Here is a 16845-nt window from a genome sequence, read left to right on the forward strand (position 1 = left end):
CAGGCCGAGATCGGGCTGGTTGCTAGCCCGGCAGCGACTCGTAGTCGGTGCGCGGCAATGCGTCGCGCAGCTGCCGGCGCGAGGTGATCCCGAGCTTGTCGAAGATCTTGCGCAGGTGCCACTCGACCGTGCGCGGACTGAGGAACAGCCGGGCGCCGACCTCGGGATTCGACAGCCCGTCGCGGACCAGCAGCGCGATCTGCTGCTCCTGCGGGGTCAGCTCCGCACCGGCCGGCTGCGCGCCGACCCGTTTGCGGACCGTCTCGCCGGTCGCCTGCAGCTCGCGGCGCGCCCGCTCGGCGAACGCCTCCATCCCGATCGCCTGGAACGACTCGTGCGCGACCCGCAGTTGGGCCCGGGCGTCGACCCGGCGGTTCTGCCGGCGCAGCCACTCGCCGTACAGGAGCTGGGCGCGCGCGAGATCCGGCCGCAGCCGCGTCCCCTCCAGGTGCTCGATCGCTTCCACGTAGCCGTCCTCGGCCTGGCGGCCTTCGCTCGCCAGACCGCGGGCCCGGGCAGCGAGTCCCAGACCCCAGGGCTCGTCCGTGCTGTCCGTACGCTCCCGCAGCCGCTCGAGCGCTTCGACGGCCGCCGGCCGGTCACCGCTGCGGACCGCAGCCTCGACCCACTCACCGAGCGACCAGGCCGAGACGAACAGCTCGGGGGTGTCGTTGGCCGCCATCTTCGCCGCCAGCAGCGCTTCGTCGTGCCGGCCGACGGAGTTCAAGATCACCGAGCGGGCATAGTGCGCGTATTGCACCGCGGTCCCCTGGCCCTCGGCGGAGGCGGTGCGGATGGTCGACTCGATCAGCGGGTACGCCTCGGCTTCCCGTCCTCGCAGGGCGGTCAGCACCAGCGCGCCGTACCGGGCGACCTTGGTGCCGGTGGCCTCACGCACCGCGTCGGCTTCGGCCATCAGCGACACCGCCTCGCCGAAGTCACCTTCCAGGGCGACGACCTGACCCAGCACGTTCACGCCGACCGCCAGAACGGCCAGGGCGCCCGTGCTTCTGGCCACCTCGACCTGACGAGTGGCGGCCCCCACGCACGCCTCGAAATCCCACGCCGCCGCCGCGGCCGCCGTGGCGAGCCAGCCCCAGCGCATGACCTCCTCGACCGAGACCTCGCCTTCGGCGAACATCCGGGCCGCCTGTTTGAGCATCGGCAGCGCCTTGCCGCGTTCGTCGGTCAGCAGCAGCGCGAACCCGTCGAGCATCAGGTCGGCCCCCGGCATCGCGATCTCCGGCCGTGGTGCGGTCCGGGCCGCGGTCGAGACCTTGCGCAGGTCCGCGACCGTGGCCAGCCGGCCGGCGAACAACGCGGCGCTCCACGCATCGAGATAGGTGTTCCGGGACAGCCGTGCGTCGAGCGGCTGGAGCGTCTGCGCGGCGCGGAGCAGCAGGCCAGGCGCCTCGCCCCCGCGCTGCAAGGCGAACGCCGCCTCCGCGCGGAGCAGGTCGACCCGAGCCCGCCCGACCTCGTCGAGCCGGCCGGCCTCCGCCGCGGCGAGCAGACCGCGGGCTGTCTCGAACGCGCCCGCCTGGAGAGTCGCCTGGGCCGCGGCCAGGGCCCGGGCACTGCGGGGTGTCGGCTCCGCCGTCAGAGCGACGGCTCGTTGGAGGAAAGCAGCCGCGGCCGCGAATCCACCGCGGGCCTGGGCCCGGTGCGCCGACTGCTCCAGCTCCACCGCGACCGCTTCGTCCGGGCCGGACGCGGCCGCCGCGAGGTGCCAGGCCCGGCGGTCGGGATCGACCTCGGGATCGGTGACCCGCGCCAGCGCGAGGTGTACGGCGCGGAGCTCCTCCGGCTCAGCCGAGCGGTACAACGCCGAGCGGACCAGCGGATGACGGAAGGTGACGCGTTCGCCCACCGTGAGCAGGCCGTCGATCTCGGCGAACGCCGCGGCGATGCCGAGCTCGTCGGCCGCGCGCCACACCAGCACCGGGTCTCCCACCGGTTCGGCGGCCGCGACCAGCAGCAGCTGCCGGGTGGCCGACGGCAGCAGATCCGCGTGGCGCAGAAAGCTCTGCTCGATCCGGCCCGGCAGCATCTGCGTGCCGATCACGCCGAACCCGCTCGCCAGCTCGGTCGCCGTCAGCCCGCGCGGCAGCTCCATCAGGGCCAGCGGGTTGCCACCGGTCTCCGCGACGATCCGTTCCCGGACCGGCTCGTCGAGCAGGAACCCGACCACCGACCCGAGCAGGGCGCGGGCGTCGCCGTCCTGCAGACCACTGACAGTGAGCTCGGGCAGCGGGTGCAGCTCCTCGCGCACCTCGCGCGCGCCGAACAGCAGGCCCATGGTCTCCGCCTGCACCCGCCGGGCGACGAAGCCCAGCGTCTGCGCGGTCGCGGTGTCCAGCCACTGTGCGTCGTCGACGACGCAGAGCAACGGCTGCTCGTCGGCCGCCGCCGCCAGCAGACTCAGGACCGCCAGCCCGACCATGAACCGGTCCGGCGCCGGGCCCGGCCGCATCCCGAACACGGTCGAGAGGGCGGCCTGCTGTGGGGGCGGGAGGCTCGGCAAGCGGTCGAGCAGCGGCGCGCAGAGCTGGTGCAGGGCGGCGAAGGCCAGCTCCCGCTCGGACTCGACACCGGCCGCGCGCAGCACGCGCATCTCCGGGGCGGCCTCCACGGCGTACTCCAGGAGGGCGGACTTGCCCACTCCCGGGCCACCCCGCAGGACCAGGACCCGGCTCTGCCCCGCGCGCACCTCCGCCAGCACGTCGTCGAGCACCGCGCACTCCGACCGCCGTCCGACCAGCTTCATGCCCAGCCCCTCGTCCCCCGCATGCTTGCCGTTGGCATCGAGCAACCGGCGCACACGCTCGTGCGCGGACGGCTGCGGGGGCGGGCATGCCGGTACGGAAGGAGGGTACCCGGCAACCATGGCCAAGATCGACCGCATAGCCGAACCCTGGGGAACCCGCACACCGTACGCCGCCGGACAGGACTGGCCCACCCGGGTGGACCTGTATCTGGACGAGGGCGTCACCGAAGCCGACGTCGATCACTGGGCGCAGTCGGCGTCGATCCTGCACTCCAACGGCGACGCGCTGGACATCGCGGTGAAAAACGGCCGGATCGCCGGCGTCCGCGGCCGTGCGGTGGACCGGGTGAACCGCGGCCGGCTCGGCCCGAAGGACCTGTTCGGCTGGCAGGCCAACCACAGTCCCGACCGCCTCACCCGTCCGCTGGTACGCCGCGACGGCGAGCTGGTCGAGACCGACTGGGACACCGCGATGGGCATCGTCGCGGGCCGGGCGAAGGAGCTGCTCGAGCAGCGCGGGCCGAGCTCGATCGGCTTCTACACCACCGGGCAGCTGTTCCTCGAGGAGTACTACACGCTCGCGCTGCTCGCGCACGGTGGGATCGGGACCAACCACGTGGACGGCAACACCCGCCTGTGCACGGCGACCGCGGCGGAGGCGCTCAAGCAGTCCTTCGCCAGCGACGGGCAACCGGGTTCGTACACCGACATCGACCACGCGGACACCATCGCGCTGTTCGGCCACAACATGGCCGAGACCCAGACGGTGCTGTGGACCCGCGTCCTCGACCGCCTGGCCGGGCCGAACCCGCCGCGGGTGCTGTGCGTGGATCCCCGCGAGACGCCGGTCGCCCGGGCCGCGACCCTGCACCTCGCGCCGCGGCCGGGGACCAACGTGATGCTGATGAACGCGCTGCTGCACGAGATCATCGCGAAGGGCTGGGTCGACGAGGACTACGTTTCCCGCTGTGCCGTCGGATACGACGAATTGCGCACGATGACCGAGTCGTACACCGTGGAGCGAGCAGCCGAGGTGTGCGGCGTCCCGGCCGACGACCTGCGGGAAGCGGCGCGCCTGCTCGGGACGGCGGAGCGGCTGCTGTCGACGGTGCTGCAGGGTTTCTACCAGTCCCACCAGGCGACGGCGGCCGCCGTACAGGTGAACAACGTGCACATCGTCCGCGGCATGCTGGGCAAACCGGGCTGCGGCGTACTGCAGATGAACGGGCAGCCGACCGCGCAGAACACGCGCGAGTGCGGCGCGGACGGCGACCTGCCGGGGCTCCGGAACTGGTCCAACGACGAGCACGTCGCCGACCTGGCCCGGGTGTGGAACGTCGAGCCGCAGCAGATCCCGCACTACTCGCCGCCCACGCACCTGATGCAGATGATGCGGTACGTCGAGGACGGGTCGATCCGGTGGCTGCACGTGTCCGGCACCAATCCCGCGGTGTCGCTGCCCGAGCTGCGCCGGATCCGCTCGATCCTGTCCCAGGACCGGCTGTTCCTGGTGGTCCAGGACATCTTTTTGACCGAGACCGCGCAGCTGGCCGACGTCGTGCTGCCGGCCGCGACCTGGGGTGAGAAGACCGGCACGTTCACGAACGTCGACCGGACGGTCCACCTGTCGGAGAAGGCGGTCGAACCGCCCGGCGAGGCGCGGCCGGACCTGGACATCTTCGTCGACCTCGCGCGGCGGCTGGAGCTGAAGGACAAGGACGGCGCGCCGCTGGTCAAGTGGAGCCGGCCGGAGGAGGCCTTCGGGGCCTGGAAGGAGTGCAGCCGCGGACGACCGTGCGACTACACCGGGATCACGTACGACAAGCTGCGCGGCGGCAGCGGGATCCAGTGGCCCTGCAACGACGAGAATCCCGAAGGCACCGAGCGGCTGTACAGCGACGGGAAGTTTTCCGCCGCTCCGAGTTACTGCGAGAGCTACGGGCGGGACCTGGTCACCGGCGCACCGGTGGAACCGACCGAGTACCGCGCGATGAACCCGGACGGCAAGGCGGTGCTCAAGGCCGCCGAGTATCTGCCGCCGCACGAGCTGCCGAGCGACGAGTACCCGTTCCAGCTGATCACGGGCCGCACGCTGTACCACTTCCACACCCGGACGAAGACCGGACGGGCGCCGCAGCTGCAAGCCGCGGCGCCGGACGTCTGGGTCGAGGTGTCCGCCGCCGAGGCCGAGGACGCCGGGTGGAGTGAAGGCGATGTCCTGAAGGTGACCACGCCGCGCGGCTCGGTCACGGCTCGGCTGCGGGTCGGCGGCATCCGGTCCGGCGTACTGTTCCTGCCGTTCCACTACGGCTACTGGGACACGACCGGGCATGCACCGGACGAGCTCGGCCGGGCCGCCAACGAGCTCACCGTCACCGACTGGGACCCGGCCTCGAAACAACCGCTCTTCAAGACGGCCGCCGCGCGGGTCGAGCGGGTCGCGGCCGGAGACGGTACGCCGGCGCCCGCGCCGACCACGACGGGATCGCGGCCGGTCTCCCCCGGCGTACCAGCGACGACTGGTGGGCCGGACGCCCGAGCTGTCGAGGAACTGCACGCCACTGGAGGTGCGCGATGAGCCGGCTCGGATCCGCGTTCGGCAACAAAGCCGGTCTGGCGATCGAGGAGCTGCACCGCGCGGAGAACGATCTCGCCGGCGAGCTGCTGCAGGTCTCGGACCGTCACCAGGCCGACCACGAGATCTTCTACCTCGGCCGCGACCTCGCCCGGTGGTCGCAGGAGCACGTCCGCCGGCTCGCGGCGGCCGGCCGGTCGTACGACCTCGACCTCGAGGCCGAACCGGACGACGACCCGGCGATCCTGGCGAAGCTCCGGCAGAAGGGCAGCGAGCTGGTCGGCCGCCACCACGAACCGGCCCTGCTGCTGATCCGCGACCTGCGCGACATCCACCGCAAGGCGGCCGGTCTGTCGCTGGACTGGGAGGTGCTCGCGCAGACAGCCCAGGCGCTGAAGGATCGGGACCTGCTCGCCCTGTGCGAGGACTGCCACCCGCAGACGCTGCGGCAACTGCGCTGGTCCAACGCCATGGTGAAGGAGCTGTCCGCACAGGCGATGGTCACCGGCTGAGTCAGATCCAGTGCTGGCGCTCCACGACGACTTGATCGGCTCTGACCCTCAGTTGTACGACGTCCTCGTCGACACCCGCGATCTGGTCCGCGGCGACGTACCGGTCGTGATCCATGAGCCCGGCGCCGGCCACCTCGAGAAAGCCCTCGCGGATCAACCGGCACGCCTGTGCCGGGCCGACCCGTGGCTCGCCCTGCGTCAGCGCCCGGGCGAAGGCCTCGTTCAGGTTCTCCTCGGCGAACGGCCCCCCGTCGGCCACCGCGGCGGCGGCCGGATCCCCCGTTCGGACCAGCTTCACCGAGCCGATCAACTTCCCCTCGCTGTCCACCACCGGCATCCCCAGCCAGACCAGGTCCAGCAGGGACGCGCGGGCCAGGAACGGGCGCTGCTTCACGGCAATCACCTCTCGTCGCCTCGCTGACTGCCTGTCTAGCTCATTGCCACAGCGGATTCCCGCGCTCAGCCGGAAACGACATCAGATCTCAAAGTCCAGCGCCGCGGTCACTGCACGCCGCGCATCAGGCGGCGGATGGGAGAGGTGGCGAGGGCCAGGACGCCGCCGAGGGCCAGGGCGACGCCGCCGATGATGCCGAAGTACGCCGACTCGTGGTCGGCGCTGTAGAACTTCGCGAGCACGCCGGACATCGCGGTGCCGAGGGCGACGGAGAGGAAGAACAGGGCGACCATCTGGGTCCTGAACCGTTCCGGCGCCAGCTTGGTGGCCAAGGACAGGCCGACCGGGGACAGCAGCAGTTCGGCGATCGTGAACACCAGGAGGACGCCCGCCAGGCCGAGCAGCGGAGCGCTGTTGGCGCCGCCGCCGGCCATCGGCAGGAAGAGCAGGAAGGCCACGCCCATCACCGCCAGCCCGATGCTGAACTTCACCGGGGTCGACGGCTGCCGGCTGCCGAGCTTGGTCCACAGCGCCGCGAACACGCCGGACAAGATGATGATCATGATCGGGTTGATCGACTGGACGAACGACACCGGCATCTCCCAGCCGAGGATCGTGCGGTCCAGCCGCTGGTCGGAGTAGATCGTGACGACCGTGAACTGCTGCTGGTACAGCGACCAGAACGCCGCGCTCGCGACGAACAGCGGGATGAACGCGACCACCCGGCTCCGCTCGACCTCCGTCACCTGCCGGCTGCGCAGGATGACGACGAAGTACGCGACCGCGGCGATCGCACTGAGCACCACGACCGCGGTCGCGTAGCGAGCTGGCGGCAGCAGACCGGTGAGCAGGACGACGAGAACGACGGCCAGCGCGGCCGCGACGATCAGCAGGACCCGGCGCAGAGCCGCCGGCGGCAGCGGGTTCGGCACCTCGCGCGCCGGTCCGGTCAGCCGTTTCCTGCCGATGCTGTACTGCACCAGCCCGAGCGCCATCCCGACGGCGGCGAGGCCGAAGCCGTAGTGGAACCCGGCGTTCTCCTGCAGCAGCCCGGTCAGCAGTGGCCCGGCCAGCGCCCCCAGGTTGATGCCCAGGTAGAACAACGAGAACCCGGCGTCCCGGCGTTCGTCGCCCTCGGCGTACAGGGTGCCGACCAGGGAGGTGGCGTTCGCCTTCACGCCACCGCTGCCGAAGCCGATCAGCACCAGGCCCACCGCGACGCCGGCCACACCGGGGATCAGCGCGAGACCGATGTGGCCGCACATCACCACGACCGCGCTGTAGAACAGCGTGCGCTCGGCGCCGAGCAACCGGTCGGCCAGCCACGCCCCGGCGATGGTGGACAGGTAGACCAGACCGCCGTACGCGCCGACGATGCTGGTCGCCGTGCCCTCCGCGATCCCGAGGCCGCCCTCGCTCGCCGAGTAGTACAGGTAGATCAGCAGGATGCCCTGCATGCCGTAGAACGAGAACCGTTCCCACAGCTCGACGCCGAACAGGTTCGCCAGCACCGGCGGCTGACCGAAAAACGTCTTGCCGTGCCTTGTTCCCGCTTCAGTGGCCATGCCGCACTCCCAGCGCTGTAGTTCTCACCGAGCGTGTTCTCGGTACCCAGAAGCGGAGTGGCCACGCGCCGCCCGGGTACCGGGGCACGGCGAGCCCGAAACCCTCCGGAAGGACCAGCGTGCAACGCATCGAGAGTTACGCCTTGCTCGGCGACCTGCAGACCGCCGCGCTGGTCGGCGACAACGGCTCGATCGACTGGCTCTGCCTGCCCCGCTTCGACTCGCCGGCCTGCTTCGCATCGCTGCTCGGCGGCGAGGACGCCGGGTTCTGGCAGCTCGCTCCGGAGGGAGCCGGCTCCTGCACCCGCCGGCGCTACCGCGGCGACTCGCTGGTACTCGAGACCGAGTGGGACACGCCGGACGGCACCGTCCGCCTGATCGACACGATGCCACCCCGAGGCGAGGCGCCTGACGTCGTACGCGTGGTGGAGGGCTTGACCGGCCAGGTCCGGATGCGGATGACGCTGCGGCTGCGCTTCGACTACGGCCACATCGTGCCGTGGGTGCGGAAGGCCGACGGTGACCTGGTCGCCGTCGCGGGCCCTGACGCGGTGTGGCTGTCGACACCGGTCGCGTTGCACGGGCACGACCTGACCACCTCCGCCGAATTCACCGTGCGTGCCGGTCAGCGGGTGCCCTTCGTCCTGACCCACTAGCTGTCGCATCTCCCCCGGCCGACTCCGGTGGACGCGGAGCAGGCGTTGCACGGCACCGAGGCGTTCTGGTCCGACTGGATGAGCCACTTCGACTACGACGGCCAGTGGCCCGAAGCCGTACGCCGTTCGCTCGTCGTACTGAAGGCGCTCACTCACCAGCCCACGGGTGGCATCGTCGCGGCGGCGACCACCTCGTTGCCCGAGCAGCTCGGCGGGCCCCGGAACTGGGACTATCGCTACTGCTGGCTGCGCGACGCGACGTTCACCCTGCAGGCGCTGCTCGGCACGGGTTTCGTCGCCGAGGCGAAGGCCTGGCGAGACTAGCTGCTCCGGGCTGTCGCCGGTGATCCGGCCGACCTGCAGATCATGTACGGCGTCGACGGCACGCGCCGGCTGCCGGAGTACGAGCTGGACTGGCTGAGCGGGTACGAGGGCGCCAAGCCGGTACGGATCGGCAACGCGGCCTCGGACCAGTTCCAGCTCGACGTGTGGGGCGAGGTCCTGGACGGCCTCCACCTGTCGCGGGAGTCCGGTCTCACCGCCAGCGAGCCGGCCTGGCGGCTGCAACGTGCGCTGCTGGACTTCCTCGAAGGTCACTGGCAGGACCCGGACAACGGTTTGTGGGAGATCCGCGGCGAACGCCAGGACTTCGTGCACTCCAAGGTGATGGCCTGGGCCGGTATCGACCGCGCGGTGCAAGCTGTCGAGCGGTACGGCCTCGACGGGCCAGTAGACCGGTGGAAGTCGTTGCGGGAGCGGATCCACGCAGACGTGTGCGCCAAGGGTTTCGACGCCGACCGCGGCACGTTCACCCAGTTCTACGGTTCGGAGGGCCTCGACGCCGCCTTGCTGCTGCTGCCCCGGACCGGGTTCCTGCCCTGGAACGACACGAGAGTCGTCGGCACGGTCGAGGCGGTCGAGCGTGAGTTGTACCGCGACGGCTTCCTGTTGCGCTACGACCCGACGGCCGACGGTGGGGTCGACGGCCTGCCCGGGCACGAGGCGACGTTCCTGGTCTGCACGTTCTGGCTGGTCGACGCCCTGCACGGCGTCGGCCGGCACCCGGACGCGGTCGAGCTGTTCGAGCGCCTGCTGAGCCTGCGCAACGACGTCGGGCTACTCAGTGAGGAGTACGACACCGACGCGAAGCGACTGATCGGCAACACCCCGCAGGCCTACAGCCACGTCGGCCTGATCAACGCCGCCCGCCACCTGAGCAACAGCCACCCGGCTGCTGTTCCCCCTCGAACGCAGGAGCGCTGATGCAAGCCCTGACCGTCGTCCCAGGCAAGCCCGGCTCCGCGTCGGTCACCGAGCTGCCCGAGCCCGAGCCAGGTCCCGACGACCTGCTCGTGGACGGCCTCGCGATCGGCGTGTGCGGAACCGACCGGGAGATCGCCGACGGCGACTACGGCTGGTCTCCCCCGGGCTCGGAGCGGCTCGTGCTCGGCCACGAGTCGCTCGGCCGGGTCGTACGGGCTCCTGATGGCAGCGACTTCGCGGTCGGTGATCTCGTGGTCGGCGTCGTACGGCGTCCGGATCCGGAACCCTGCGGCGCCTGCGCGCACGGCGAGTTCGACATGTGCCGCAACGGCCGGTACACCGAGCGCGGGATCAAGGAACTGCACGGCTACGCCAGTCAGCGGTGGACGGTGGAGACCGGGTACGCCGTCAAGCTGGATCCGAGTCTCGGTGACGTCGGCGTCCTGATGGAGCCGACGACCGTCGTGGCCAAGGCCTGGGAGCAGGTCGAGAAGGTCGGTGCGCGGGCCTGGTTCGAGCCGCGCACCGCACTGGTGACCGGAGCGGGACCGATCGGCCTGCTCGCCGCCCTGCTCGGGGTGCAGCGCGGCCTGGAAGTCCATGTCCTCGACCGGGTCACCACCGGGCCGAAGCCCGGCCTCGTCGCCGACCTCGGCGCTGTCTACCACCACACCGACGTCGCCGAGGTGGCCCGCTCCCTGCAACCGGACGTCGTGATCGAGGCCACCGGGGTGGGGTCGGTGGTGTTCGACGCCCTGGCCGCCACCGGCTCGTACGGCGTCACCTGCCTGACAGGGGTCTCGCCGAAGGGCCGTTCGCTGACCATCGACGCCGGCAGTCTGAACCGCGACATCGTGCTGCAGAACGACGCGGTGGTCGGCTCGGTCAACGCGAATCTCCAGCACTACCGAGCGGCGGCGGCCGCGTTGGCGGCCGCCGACCACGACTGGCTGCAGCGGCTGATCACTCGCCGGATCCCGCTGCACGAGGCGACGACGGCGCTGGACGCCTCACCGGACGACGTCAAGGTCGTCATCGACCTGGCCGCCCCGCCGACGTAACGCGCGGAGGCCGCCGCGCCGGCGTGACGCGCGGAGAGCTCCTCGGTCAGGTGCCGGAGGTGGTGCCGAGGACCTTGGTCGCCTTGGCAACGGCGGCTCTCGTCGTACCGTCGATGTCGTCGGAGGCTCCGCCCATCACGGTCACCGAGACCACAACGTCCTGCACCCCGGTGGTCACCATCGTGACCTCCAGCCCCGCGGCCGGTCCCTCGGCCGCGCTGAAGCGGACCGCCACCGGCGTGGTGCCGGTCTTGGGCGCGGACACCTCGCGCACGGTGATCGGCGAGCGGCCTTCACCGGGGATCGAGATCGACATGCCGCGGCAGGTCCGGATCGCCTGCTGGAACGACTGCTGCAGCGCCTGGACCGCCGCCGCCGAGCCCATCGCGTCCAGTCCCTCGTCGACGAACGGGCCTTGCTCGCCGGCCGCGAAGGACCGGTACGCACTCGCCTTCGCGCCCGGTGCCTTCTCCGCGTTCGTCAGCGCGACGAGTCGCGCGCACTTCGGGTCCTTGGACGACAGCGTCACGTCGTCACCCTCGTCACCGGTGTCCGGCTCGATCGAGAACCCGGCCGGCAGGTCGTCGAGGCCGAGCAGCGCCTTGGTGAGCTGCGCCGCGGTCCGCGCCGGTGCCGCCGGCGGGGTGGTCGGTGTGGGCGCCGGAGTCGACGGGGCCGGTGTCGGCGACGGCGTGGCGCTGACGGACGGCGACGGCGAGGCGGTGCCGCTGGACTCCGGCTCCCCGGAGCAGGACGCGAGCGCGACCGTCAGGCTCGTCGCGGCGATGATGCTCAGGCAGGTCTGTCGATTCATGAGTGCTCCTGGGGGAAGGCATGGCCAGGTCGCGCCGGCCTCAGCAGGTCGCCGGTGGTGACGACACTTGCTTTCAGCAACGATCAGGCGACACCCAGGTCACGATCAACCCGCTCGCCGGACCAGCAGACCGGGTACGTCCCGCCGCGGCTGGACAGCTTTCAGGAGCCGACGCGGGCGGCGTCGGGCCACACCGCACGCAGGCACTTCGGCGTACCGACCAGGCGGGTGGCGTCTCCCCCGGGCGGCGGCACCGGCGCGAGTTCCACGAACTCAGCGCCACAAGCGCGGTAGAACCCTTGCGCCGCGGTGTTCTGCTGCAACACCCACAGATACATCGCGTCGCTGCTCGCCTGGTCGATCACTGCCCGGGCGGCGCGGGTCAGCAGTTCCCGGCCGATACCGCTGCGGTGCTCGCTGGTGAGGACGTGCAGGTTGTCGACGAGGCTGCCCCACCTCGGATGGTCGTCGAACGCGACGTGAACGAAGCCCACCAACCGGCCGTCCCGCTCAGCGACCACGGTGGTTGCCGCAGCCGGCGCCGCGAGTCGCGCCGACCACACGGAGCGGCGGTCGGCAACCACGTCGCCGTCCAGGAACGAGTCGGCGAACGCACCCCGATAGTGGCGACGCCAACTGTCGGCGTGCAGTCCGGCGATCTGCTCCGCGTCGTCCGCTGTCGCCGATCGGAACCGCACCGTTGTCATCGTGACCTCCCGACCGGAATCATCGCCCACCGGTCAGCGCAGGTCCAGGCGCATCAGCACGCGGGGATGACCGGCCAGGACCGACGTGGTGTCGGCGACCTTGCTGAAACCGGCACGTTCGAAGTTCTTGCGCAGGCCGGGGTAGGCCATGGTCAGGTCCACCTTGGCGTCGCCGTTGTCGAGCGGGTAGGACTCGACCACCGGGGCGCCGTGGGCGCGGGCGAACTCGACCGCCCCGGAGATCAGCGCGTGCGAGATGCCCTGCTTGCGGTGGCCCGGGCGGACCCGGACGCACCACAGCGACCAGACCGGCAGGTCGTCGAGCACCGGGATCTTGCGGTTGCGGGCGAACGACGTCTCCGCGCGCGGCGCGACCGCCGCCCACCCCACCGGCGTGTCGCCGTCGTAGGCCAGTACGCCGGGCGGCGGCTCGGCGCGGCACAGCTCGGCGACGTACTCGCCTCTGGCCGGCCCGCGCAGTTCGTTGTTCAGCTTGGACGGGATCCGGTAGCTGAGGCACCAGCAAACGGACGACTGCGGCGACTTCGGACCGAGGATCGCGCGGACGTCCTCGAACACCACCGCCGGCCGGATCTCGATCGCCATGCCCCCACGATGACACCGTTCGGCCCCCGTCGGCGACCGGCACGACGTCCGCCGCGGACCCGTGGTAGTTGATCCGGACGGTCGCCGGGTGATAGATCTGAAGGTCGATTCGGTGGTTCCGACCTGTAGCCGCCGTCGTCGCCCGTGGTGCCGTACCGCCGCGGGTTGTCAGACCGGCTCCCGGCACGACCGCGGGTGACGGGGTTAGGAGCCCTTGGTGCTCACCGACGACGATGCCGCTTTCACCGTGGACGTCGACACCTCCGGGCCCGGCCCGCTGGTCCGGGTGCGCGGCGATCTCGATCTGGAGACCGCTCCGGAGCTCACCAACACGCTCAAGGCGCTGCTCGGCCCGTATCCGCTGGTGCTCGACCTGACCGGCGTCGAGTTCATGGACTCCTCCGGTCTGGGCGTACTGGTCGGCGCCCACAAGGAGTCGATCGCCCACGGTGGCGCGCTGATCGTGGTCGGCCCACAGCCCCGGGTTCGCAAGATCCTCAAGATCACCAAACTGGAGAAGGTGTTCACCGTCTACTCGTCCCTCGACGACCTCGCCCCCGAGCTCGCCCAGCAGCAGCTCTCGGCGGAGTCGGCCGCGGCCCAGCCGCCACTCACCGGGGACGCCACCGCGACCCGGCCGCCCCAGCCTCCGCTCGGCCAGAACCAGCCTCCGCTCCCCCACCACCAGGCGCCGAACGTCTCGCCGCCGGGACGTGACCGCTGATGACCTCCGGCGGCACGATCCCGGACGACGTCCGGAACCCGCTCCTGGGAGTCTCGGCCGCCGTTCGCGCGGAGATCGTCGATGAGGTCGGTCTGGCCATGACCGGCTCGCTCAATCTGCGCCGTTGCGTCCTGCAACTGCTCACCGGCGTGAAGCCGGAGCTGGCCGACTGGGCGGTCGTCGTCTGGGTGAACCCACGCACCGGCGCGCTCACGCTGTGGGGCGGCGACGATCCCGCAGCGACCGCGAAGACCTCTCGCCGCTCGATCGCCGGTCAGGCACTCGAACGCGTGCTGGTCACCGGGCACACCGAGTTGCTGCACGTCGCACTCGAGGACCCGGGTGCCGACGCTCTCGCCACCATGATTCCGAACGCCGTACTGCGTGAGCAGGCGGCGGGTTTGCGGCCGGTCGACGTGCTCGGGCTGGGCCTGACCGCCCGCGGGGTGACGCTGGGTGCGCTCGTGATGGTCCGCGGTCAGGGACGGGGATTCTCCGAGGACGACGTCGCCGTCGGCGAGCAACTGGCGGCCCGGGCATCGCTGGCGCTCGACTCGGCGCGGCTCTACGAGCAGACCAGCCGGGTCGCGGCCGCGCTGAAGGAGAGCCTGGTCCCGCCCGCGCTGCCGGCGGTTCCCGGCGTCGACATCGCGGCGCGGTACCGGCCGGCGATCGAGCACCTCGACATCGGCGGCGACTTCTACGACGTCTTCAGCGCCGACGACGAGTGGCTGGCCGTGCTCGGTGACGTCTGCGGCAAGGGCGTCGACGCCGCCGTCCTGACCGGTCGCGCGCGGCAGAGCATCCGGACGGCGGCGCACTTCGAGCGCGAACCGGGTGCGTTGCTGGCGGCGTTCAACACCGTCTTCTCGCAGGACACGTCGAACCGCTTCATCACGCTGGTCTGTCTGCGGATGCGGCCGGCCGCCGACGGGTCCTCGGCCGAGGTGGACATCGCCGTGGCGGGGCACGCCGGGCCGGTGCTGGTACGCGCCGACGGGCGGGCCGAGCAGCTGCCGATCGAGGGCACGGTGGCCGGCGTCGTACCGCGGGTGGACTACCCGACGACCACGGTGCGGCTGGAGCAGGGCGACGCACTGCTGGTCTTCACCGACGGGGTCGAAGAGGCTCGCGGCGAAAGCGGGTTCTACGGGACGGATCGGCTGATCCGCCTGCTGCGCGAGTACGCCGGTGCGGGTGCGGACGCGATCTGCGGAGCGGTCGAGCAGGACGTGGTCGAGCATCTCGACGGTCGCGCCCACGACGACATCGCCGTGCTGGCGATCAGTTGTGGAGGCGCACTCGGATGGCAGAGCTGACCGTTCCCGAACTCGACGCGCTCGGCGCCTTCGAACTCGCTCTGGCCACTGTCGATCCGACGGCCGCCTTGGACGTCGTCGAGGGACTGCTCGCGAACGGCGTACCGCCGGTCACCGTCCTGACCGACGTCGTCGCCACCGCGCAACGCAACGTCGGCGCGCGCTGGCAGCGCGGCGACTGGACGGTGGCCGAGGAGCACGCCGCGACGGCCGTCGCCGTCGCGGCCACCGAGGCCGTCGCCCGGCGCGTGCGGCAACTGCCGGTGACCCGCGGCAAGGCGCTGGTGGCCTGCGCCGAACGGGAGTGGCACGCGCTGCCCGCGATGATCATCGACTGCGCGCTGCGCGCCGACGGGTGGGACACCACGTTGCTCGGGGCGTCGACTCCACCGCTGCGCCTCGCGCAGTACCTGCAGGATCTCGGCCCGGACGCCCTGGCCGTCAGCTGCTCGATGCTGGGCGCGCTGCCGACGACCAGACGGTTCATCGAGGCGAGTACGACGGCCGGGATCCCGATCGTGGTGGGTGGCGCGGCGTTCGGGCCGGACGACGTACGGGCTCGGGCGCTGGGGGCGACCGCGTGGGCGGCTGACGCGCCGAGCGCCGTACAGGCCGCGCGGGAGCTGCCGACGGTCGTGCAGATGGCTGAGCCGCTTCCCGCGGACGCGACCGCCGAACAAGCCACGCTCGAGCTCACGCACCGTGAGCTGGCCGGGCGCCTGCAAGCGATCTGGGAAGTCGATCCCGCGGTCGAGATCGTCGAGGACGCGATCAACCAGACATTGCATGCGGTCTGGGCCGCTCTGCTCACCGGCGACGTGCGGCCGATTCCGCAGACGGCGTTCTGGATCGCCGAACTGCTGAGCGCTCGCGACGCGGATCCGCAGCACGCGGTGACGCTCGGGCGTCATCTGCGGACGGAGCTTCGTGACTATCCGCTGTCCCACACGCTGCTCAGCACGTCCTGGCCCGCGGCCGTCGGGAGCTGACGGCCTGCCCTGCTCTGGCAGCGGGGCAGGCAGGTCCCCGCTAGCTGCAGGTCGGCGTGATCGCCTGGGCCGCGCTGCGGTCGTCGGCGGTGATCGGCAGCGCGTACTTGCGGGCGACCTGGAGGTAGCGCAGCACGTAGGTGCAGCGGTAGGCGCGGTTCAGCGGCATCCACTCGCCTGGACCGGCGTCGTTTTTCGAAGCGTTGGCCGGGCCGTCGACCGCGAGCAGGTTGGCGGCCTGGTCGTTGGCGAAGTCGACGCGCCGTTGCGCCGGCCACCGGGCCGCGCCCATGTCCCAGGCCCGGGACAGCGGGTAGACGTGGTCGATCTGCACCTTGGACGCCGCGGCCTTGCGGAACTCGACCCGGCGGCCGGTGTAGGGCTCGGACGGCAGCAGGCCGGCGACGACGACGCAGCTCTTCGCGGTGCGGTTCTGCACCACGGTCAGCTGCGCGGCCAGTACGTCGTTGCGGGTGTCGCACCCGTTGTGACCGCCCGGACCGTTGTGGTCATCGGTCCAGGCCTGACCGAAGCGGTCGCGCTGGTAGCCCGGTACGTCGGGCCGGACCGCGACGACGCGGACCTGGCGTAGTTCCGCGGCGATCGCCTTCGCCGTACCGGTGGCCGGCTTGGCCGGTCCGGTCGGCTTGGGCGCGGGTGGCTTGGTGGCGGGGGGCTTGGAGGCCGGACGGGAAGGGGTCGGGCTGGAGCCGGCGATCGGGAAGGTGCACCCGGCGGTTGTCGCACAGACGAGCAGGACCACGGCGAAGCGAAGGCGGATCACGCGACCGCAAACTACCGGCCCGCGATCCGCGCGCCCGGCGTACGCGCCGAGGCCTGCCGGTCGACTACGTCACTCGTTCACCAACACCGCGCGACGCCTCGATTGCGCT

At 71.4% G+C, this 16845-nt stretch carries 14 protein-coding genes and 1 pseudogene; 8 read left to right on the forward strand and 7 right to left on the reverse strand.

Going from position 1 to position 16845, the window contains the following annotated elements:
- Positions 1-22: 22 nt before the first annotated feature.
- A complete protein-coding gene (locus tag ACQPXM_RS22805) occupies positions 23-2767 on the reverse strand; it encodes a helix-turn-helix transcriptional regulator (protein WP_432936347.1) in 2745 nt (914 codons plus the stop codon).
- A 118-nt stretch (positions 2768-2885) separates the two neighbouring features.
- On the opposite strand from ACQPXM_RS22805, the gene ACQPXM_RS22810 reads away from it, so the two are divergent.
- The gene (locus ACQPXM_RS22810; RefSeq protein WP_432936350.1) at positions 2886-5345 is read left to right on the forward strand and encodes a molybdopterin oxidoreductase family protein; all 2460 of its coding nucleotides are present in this window, start codon (positions 2886-2888) and stop codon (positions 5343-5345) included.
- On the forward strand, positions 5342-5854 hold the full coding sequence (locus ACQPXM_RS22815) for a hypothetical protein (RefSeq protein WP_432936352.1): 513 nt from the start codon (positions 5342-5344) through the stop codon (positions 5852-5854). Before ACQPXM_RS22810 ends, ACQPXM_RS22815 begins: the two co-directional genes overlap by 4 nt.
- A 1-nt stretch (position 5855) precedes the next feature.
- Here ACQPXM_RS22815 and ACQPXM_RS22820 read toward each other — a convergent pair whose 3' ends face one another.
- On the reverse strand, positions 5856-6248 hold the full coding sequence (locus ACQPXM_RS22820; RefSeq protein ID WP_432936355.1) for a PRC-barrel domain-containing protein: 393 nt from the start codon (positions 6246-6248) through the stop codon (positions 5856-5858).
- Between the two features lie 107 nt (positions 6249-6355).
- Positions 6356-7813, reverse strand: a complete 1458-nt coding sequence (locus ACQPXM_RS22825; RefSeq protein ID WP_432936357.1) for a peptide MFS transporter — start codon at positions 7811-7813, stop codon at positions 6356-6358.
- Positions 7814-7932: 119 nt separating this feature from the next.
- On the opposite strand from ACQPXM_RS22825, the gene ACQPXM_RS22830 reads away from it, so the two are divergent.
- The 3 genes and pseudogenes from ACQPXM_RS22830 (at position 7933) to ACQPXM_RS22840 (ending at position 10793) form a co-directional block, all read left to right on the forward strand.
- Complete coding sequence (locus ACQPXM_RS22830) at positions 7933-8469, forward strand: trehalase-like domain-containing protein (protein WP_432936360.1); 537 nt, start codon at positions 7933-7935, stop codon at positions 8467-8469.
- 78 nt (positions 8470-8547) lie between these two features.
- A pseudogene (locus ACQPXM_RS22835) lies at positions 8548-9732 on the forward strand (glycoside hydrolase family 15 protein).
- On the forward strand, positions 9732-10793 hold the full coding sequence (locus ACQPXM_RS22840) for a glucose 1-dehydrogenase (protein WP_432936363.1): 1062 nt from the start codon (positions 9732-9734) through the stop codon (positions 10791-10793). The pseudogene ACQPXM_RS22835 and the gene ACQPXM_RS22840 overlap by 1 nt, the downstream one beginning before the upstream one ends.
- A 46-nt stretch (positions 10794-10839) precedes the next feature.
- Here the strand turns inward: ACQPXM_RS22840 and ACQPXM_RS22845 are convergent, their stop codons facing one another.
- From ACQPXM_RS22845 to ACQPXM_RS22855, 3 genes are all read right to left on the reverse strand, one after another.
- Positions 10840-11607, reverse strand: coding sequence for a sensor domain-containing protein (locus tag ACQPXM_RS22845; protein ID WP_432936366.1), 768 nt, complete (start codon positions 11605-11607; stop codon positions 10840-10842).
- Positions 11608-11768: 161 nt separating this feature from the next.
- Positions 11769-12314: an N-acetyltransferase family protein gene (locus tag ACQPXM_RS22850; protein ID WP_432936369.1), complete on the reverse strand. Its 546-nt coding sequence runs from the start codon at positions 12312-12314 to the stop codon at positions 11769-11771.
- Positions 12315-12347: 33 nt separating this feature from the next.
- Positions 12348-12920, reverse strand: a complete 573-nt coding sequence (locus ACQPXM_RS22855) for a GNAT family N-acetyltransferase (RefSeq protein WP_432936372.1) — start codon at positions 12918-12920, stop codon at positions 12348-12350.
- A 217-nt stretch (positions 12921-13137) separates the two neighbouring features.
- On the opposite strand from ACQPXM_RS22855, the gene ACQPXM_RS22860 reads away from it, so the two are divergent.
- From ACQPXM_RS22860 to ACQPXM_RS22870, 3 genes are read left to right on the forward strand one after another with little or no spacing between them, the layout of a single operon-like run.
- On the forward strand, positions 13138-13644 hold the full coding sequence (locus ACQPXM_RS22860; RefSeq protein WP_432936375.1) for an STAS domain-containing protein: 507 nt from the start codon (positions 13138-13140) through the stop codon (positions 13642-13644).
- Positions 13644-14963 (forward strand): PP2C family protein-serine/threonine phosphatase, encoded by a 1320-nt coding sequence (locus ACQPXM_RS22865; RefSeq protein ID WP_432936377.1) that lies wholly within the window; start codon positions 13644-13646, stop codon positions 14961-14963. The genes ACQPXM_RS22860 and ACQPXM_RS22865 overlap by 1 nt, the downstream gene beginning before the upstream one ends.
- Positions 14951-15952, forward strand: a complete 1002-nt coding sequence (locus ACQPXM_RS22870) for a cobalamin B12-binding domain-containing protein (protein ID WP_432936380.1) — start codon at positions 14951-14953, stop codon at positions 15950-15952. The genes ACQPXM_RS22865 and ACQPXM_RS22870 overlap by 13 nt, the downstream gene beginning before the upstream one ends.
- Before the next feature lie 40 nt (positions 15953-15992).
- Here ACQPXM_RS22870 and ACQPXM_RS22875 read toward each other — a convergent pair whose 3' ends face one another.
- Positions 15993-16736, reverse strand: a complete 744-nt coding sequence (locus ACQPXM_RS22875; RefSeq protein ID WP_432936382.1) for an HNH endonuclease family protein — start codon at positions 16734-16736, stop codon at positions 15993-15995.
- Positions 16737-16845 lie beyond the last annotated feature (109 nt).

Source organism: Kribbella sp. CA-253562 (genome assembly GCF_050942265.1).
Classification (GTDB): domain Bacteria; phylum Actinomycetota; class Actinomycetes; order Propionibacteriales; family Kribbellaceae; genus Kribbella.